The sequence below is a fragment of the Streptosporangium sp. NPDC001681 genome (assembly GCF_040298085.1).
GTDB lineage: Bacteria > Actinomycetota > Actinomycetes > Streptosporangiales > Streptosporangiaceae > Streptosporangium.
In genome coordinates this window covers 1-5,054 of the sequence record NZ_JBEOZN010000253.1, presented here as the reverse complement: position 1 = coordinate 5,054, position 5,054 = coordinate 1, and the positions used below count along the sequence as shown (strand labels likewise).

Annotated in this window: 1 protein-coding gene; it reads right to left on the bottom strand. The window is 69.5% G+C overall.

Features of this window, described 5'->3' with window-relative positions; translation table 11 throughout:
* On the bottom strand, positions 1–5,036 hold a 5,036-nt coding region (locus ABT130_RS46885), incomplete at its 3' end, for an SDR family NAD(P)-dependent oxidoreductase (RefSeq protein ID WP_350966399.1).
* Positions 5,037–5,054 lie beyond the last annotated feature (18 nt).

Below are 5,054 nucleotides of genomic sequence, written 5' to 3'. Positions count from 1 at the left end.
TCCACCCGATCCAGCCCCGGAGCACCCTCCACACCCCGCACCACATCCAGCAACGACCACCCCGACCAGTCCACGAACGGCTCCAACGCCGCCGCACACTCCGCCATCCGGCGGGCGAACACCGCCGACTCCTCCAGCAGCCGCGCGCCCATGCCCGGCCACTGCGCCCCCTGACCTGGAAACACCCACACCATCCGGCCATCCACGTCGGCCACACCCCGCACCACACCCGCCGCCGAGTCGCCGGAAGCGACCGCGGCCAACCCCGCCAGCAACTCCTCACGATCCCCGCCGACCACCACCGCCCGATGCTCGAACGCCGACCGCGACGTGGCCAGTGAGAACGCCACATCGGCCGGCCCCAACTCGTTACCCTCCTCCACGTACACCGCCAGACGGCCCGCCCACGCCCGCAACGCCTCACCCGACCTGCCCGAGATCACGCACGGCATCACGCCCGGCACCGGCGCCGCGTCCTCCACACCCGGCTCGGCCTGCGGCCCCTGGTCGAGCTCGTCCAGATAGCGGGCGAGAGCCGCAGAGGTCGGGTGCCGGAACACCGCGCTCGCTTCGATCTTCTTGCCGGTGCGGGCGCGCAGCCTGGCACGCAGGTCAATCAAGGTCAACGAGTCCAGGCCGAGGCGGGTGAACTCACTGTCCGGCGCCACCGCTTGCATACCAGGCAGGCCCAGGGCCCTGGCCACCTCGGTCCGGACGAGATCCAACGCCGACAGCGGCTCGGTCTGGGCATCGGCTTCGATGGGGCTGGGGGGCATGGTGTGGTGGGCCACCCGCGGCCAGAACCGCTGCCGTTGGAAGGCATATGTGGGCACGGCGCACCGCCCGCCCGGAATCACGGCTGCCCAGTCCACCGCGACGCCGCGCACATGGAGTTCTGCCAGCGCGTTGACCAAGCCGGACAGTGAACCGCAGGTCCCCGGTTCGACAACGACGTCGTCCTGTCCGAACGGCCGGACCCGGTATTCGGCGACACGAGGGTCCTGTGCCTTGGCGATGACCAGTTCGTAGGCGTCATCCAGCGACAACGCCCCGGCCACATACGCGGCGGCGACCTCGCCACCCGAATGGCCGCGGACTTCCGCCCTCACCCCCCAGGACTCCAGCAACCTGAACAACGCCACCTCGAACGCGAAACCACTTTCCTCCCCGAACCGGCTGCCGATCTCGGCCAGCGCTGCCGCGAACACCGGGAACTGAGCCAGCTCACGGCCCGTCTCCGTACACGTGGTCGCGCCGGCGAACACGATCGTCGGTACCACCGGCTTCTCAACCACACCACGGACAACCAACTCATGGTCTTCGCCTCTCGCGAGAGCGGCGAGGGCGTCAAGGTTGCCGTCCAGCACCGCCGCACGGTACTCGAAGTGCGTGCGAGACACCGCAAGCGGTCGAGCCACACGCGAGTCAGGGTCGGCCGCCAGGAGGCGTTCCGCCTGTGCGCCAAGGGCATCGGCGGTGCGGCCGGACAGCAACCAGGGCAACTTCCCTCGGCTGGACGGATTCCCGGACTGTTCGCCTTCTTCAAGAATGACGTGTGCGTTGGTCCCGCTGATTCCGAAGGCGGACACCGCACCGCGTCGTGGACGCCCGTTGGTCGCCCACGGCACCGCATCGGTCGCCAGCCTGACCGAACCGGCCAACCAGTCCACCCGAGACGAAGGCTCGTCCACATGTAGCGTCCGCGGAAGAATCCCGTGCCGCATGGCGAGGATCAGCTTCACTATGCCTGCCACACCCGCGGCCGCTTGGGTGTGCCCCAGGTTCGACTTCACCGAACCGAGCCACAACGGCCGGTCCCGGTCCTGACCGTAGGTCGACAGCAACGCGTCGGCCTCAATCGGGTCTCCCAGCCTGGTTCCGGTGCCATGTGCCTCTACAACGTCCACATCGGACACGGACAGGCCGCTGGAGGCCAACGCCTGGCGAATGACACGTTGCTGCGCGACGCCGTTCGGTGCGGTGAGCCCGTTCGAGGCGCCATCCTGGTTGATGGCACTGCCCCGGAGCACTGCCAACACCTCATGGCCCTTCGCCCGTGCGTCCGACAGCCGCTCGACCACAAGCATGCCCACGCCTTCAGCCCACCCTGTCCCGTCGGCCGCGTCAGCGAAAGCCTTGCAACGCCCGTCGCCGGACAGCACTCCTTGCCGGGTCAACTCGACGAACAATTCTGGCGTCGTCATCACTGTGACGCCGCTGACCAGGGCGAGCGAGCACTCCCCGGACCGGAGTGACCGAGCGGCCAGATGCAGGGCGACCAGTGCCGAGGAGCACGCGGTGTCCACTGTGAGCGCCGGACCGGTGAAGCCATACGTGTAAGCAAGCCGCCCAGATGCCACGCTCGCCGCGCTGCCAATGCCGGCGTAGCCACCGAAGTCACCTTCAGACTGGGCCAGCAGCGTCGGGTAGTCCTGGCCGTTGGTGCCAATGAACACGCCCACGTCACTACCGCGCAGGGTCGCGGGCACAATACCGGCTTGTTCCAGTGCCTCCCACGAAGTCTCCAACAGCAGTCGCTGCTGGGGGTCCATCGCCAGGGCCTCACGGTGGTTAATCCTGAAGAATCCCGGATCGAAGTCAGCGACTCCGGCGAGGAACCCGCCGGATGTAGTGGCACTGCGGCTCACCAAGGTCGTCAGATCCCAGCCGCGGTCCTCAGGGAAAGAGGACAGCACTTCACCTCCATCGGCCAGCAACTGCCACAGTTGCTCAGGAGTGTCGATCCCACCTGGAAAACGGCACGCCATACCGACAATGGCGACCGGGTCGTCGTGGTCGGCTCTCGCCTGAGGCCGGCTGATGTCCGGAGCGGCGCCGTGGATCCGCGACCAGAGATGGTTGATCAGCTCATCAGCCGTCGGATGGTCGAACACCACGGTCGCGGGTAGCGGCAGCCCGATACGTTTCGCCAGGCCGTTGCGCAACTCCACAGTAGTGAGCGAGTCGAAGCCCAGGTCCTTGAAGGCGCGGTCACCACCGATGTTCACACCGTCCGCGTGGCCGAGGACAGCCGCGATCTGGTGGCGTACCAACTCAGCCAAGGCGTCCTTGCTGTGCAGGCGCCGGCGTTCACCCGCGTCTTCGCTGCCATCGGCGACCGCACGAGCCACCCGCCTCGCCGGTGCCAGCCCTCGCAGCAACGCCGGCACCTCGCCACCGCGGCCCCGCAACACCTCCACATCCACCCGCAGCGGCACCGTCATCGCCGCATCCGCCCGCACGCTCACATCGAACAGCCGCAACCCCTCGGCGGCGGGCAGTGCCGGCAGTCCCAGCCGGGCCAGCCGGTCCCGATCGGCGTCGGACAACCCGGCGCTCATCCCGGTGGCCACATCCCACAACCCGTACGCCAGCGACGTCGCCACCAGCCCTCGCGACCGCCGATAGGCCGCCAGCGCGTCCAGGAACACGTTGGCCGCCGCGTAGTTGCCCTGCCCCGCCGCCATGACCAGCCCACCGGCCGAGGAGACCAGCACGAACATCGCCAGATCCAGATCCCGGGTCAGCTCGTGCAGATGCCAGGCCGCGTCCGCCTTGGGCCGCAGCACCGCATCCAACCGGCCCGGCGACAACGCCTCCACCACACCGTTGTCCGCCGCTCCCGCCGCGTGCACCACGCCCACCAGCGGCGCCGAATCCGGAACCGACCCCACGACCTGTGCCAGCGCCTCTCGATCCCCCACATCGCACGCCATCACGCCGACCTTCGCCCCCAGCCCGGTCAGCTCCTGCACCAGCGCCTCGGCGCCCTCCGCCGACAGCCCGCGCCGGCTGGCCAGCAGCAAGGAGCGCACACCGTGATCGGTCACCAGGCGACGAGCCAGCAACGCCCCCAACCCGCTGGTACCGCCGGTCACCAGCACCGTCCCGGCCGCCAACCCGACGGAGCCGCCGTGCTGCTCGACCGCGCCCAGAACGGGCCGCTCAGGCTGGGCCATCCTGACCAGCCGAGGCACCAGGAACGCCCCGGAGCGCACCGCCAGCTCCGGTTCACCGCAGGCCACCGCCACACCCACCGCCGCGTCCCGTTCCCGGCCCTCCTGAAGATCCAGCAGCACGAACCGTCCCGGATGCTCGGCCTGCGCCGCCCGCACCAACCCCCACACCGGAGCGACCGCCACATCCACATCCACGTCGGTGCCCTCACCCACCGCCACCGCGCCCCGGGTCACCACCACCAAAGGCGCCGACGTCGGATCCTCCCGCTCCAGCCACGCCTGCAGCGCCTCAAGCACACCACCGACCACCGAACGCACCACCTCCGGCGTCTCACCGGCCGGCCGTGCCGTGCAATCCACCACCACAACCGAATCGGTGGCGGCCTCGACAGCCGCTTCGGCAGGACGATCGCCCACGAGCGCGGGCCATTCGGTCACCCGCGCCGCACCGGCCGCAGGCACCTCGATCGGGTTCCACGCCACCTGGAACAGGGACTGCTCTGCTACCGCGCCCAACTGCTCCGCCGACACCGGGCGCCCGACCATCGACCCCAGCAACGGGTGCAGCGCCGTCTCAAGCCCCAGACCTCGCGCGTCCCCACCCCGCCTGCCACTCGGCCAGAACCGCTCCTTCTGGAAGGCGTAGGTGGGCAGCTCCACCCGCCGCCCACCCGGCAACACCGCACGCCAATCAAGGGAAACCCCGCGCACGTGCAACCCGGCCAGCGCCATCATGATCGTCTTCTGCTCGTCCTGGCCCCCGCGCAGCACCGGCACCAGCACCGCGTCCGGGCCAGAACCGGCTTCGGCCTCCACGGCGAGGGTGTCCTGAGCCATCGCGGCCAGCACCCCGTCGGGGCCCAGCTCCAGATACGCCCGCACTCCCTGAGCGTGCAGCGTCCGGACACCGTCGGCGAAACGGACCGCGCCCCGCACCTGCTCCACCCAGTAATCCGGCGAGCACAACTGCTCCGCCGTGGCCGGTTCGCCGGTCACGTTCGACACCACCGGAATACGCGGCGCGTGGTAGGTCAACCCGCCCGCCACCGCTCGGAAGTCCTCCAGCATCGGATCCATCAACGGCGAATGGAACGC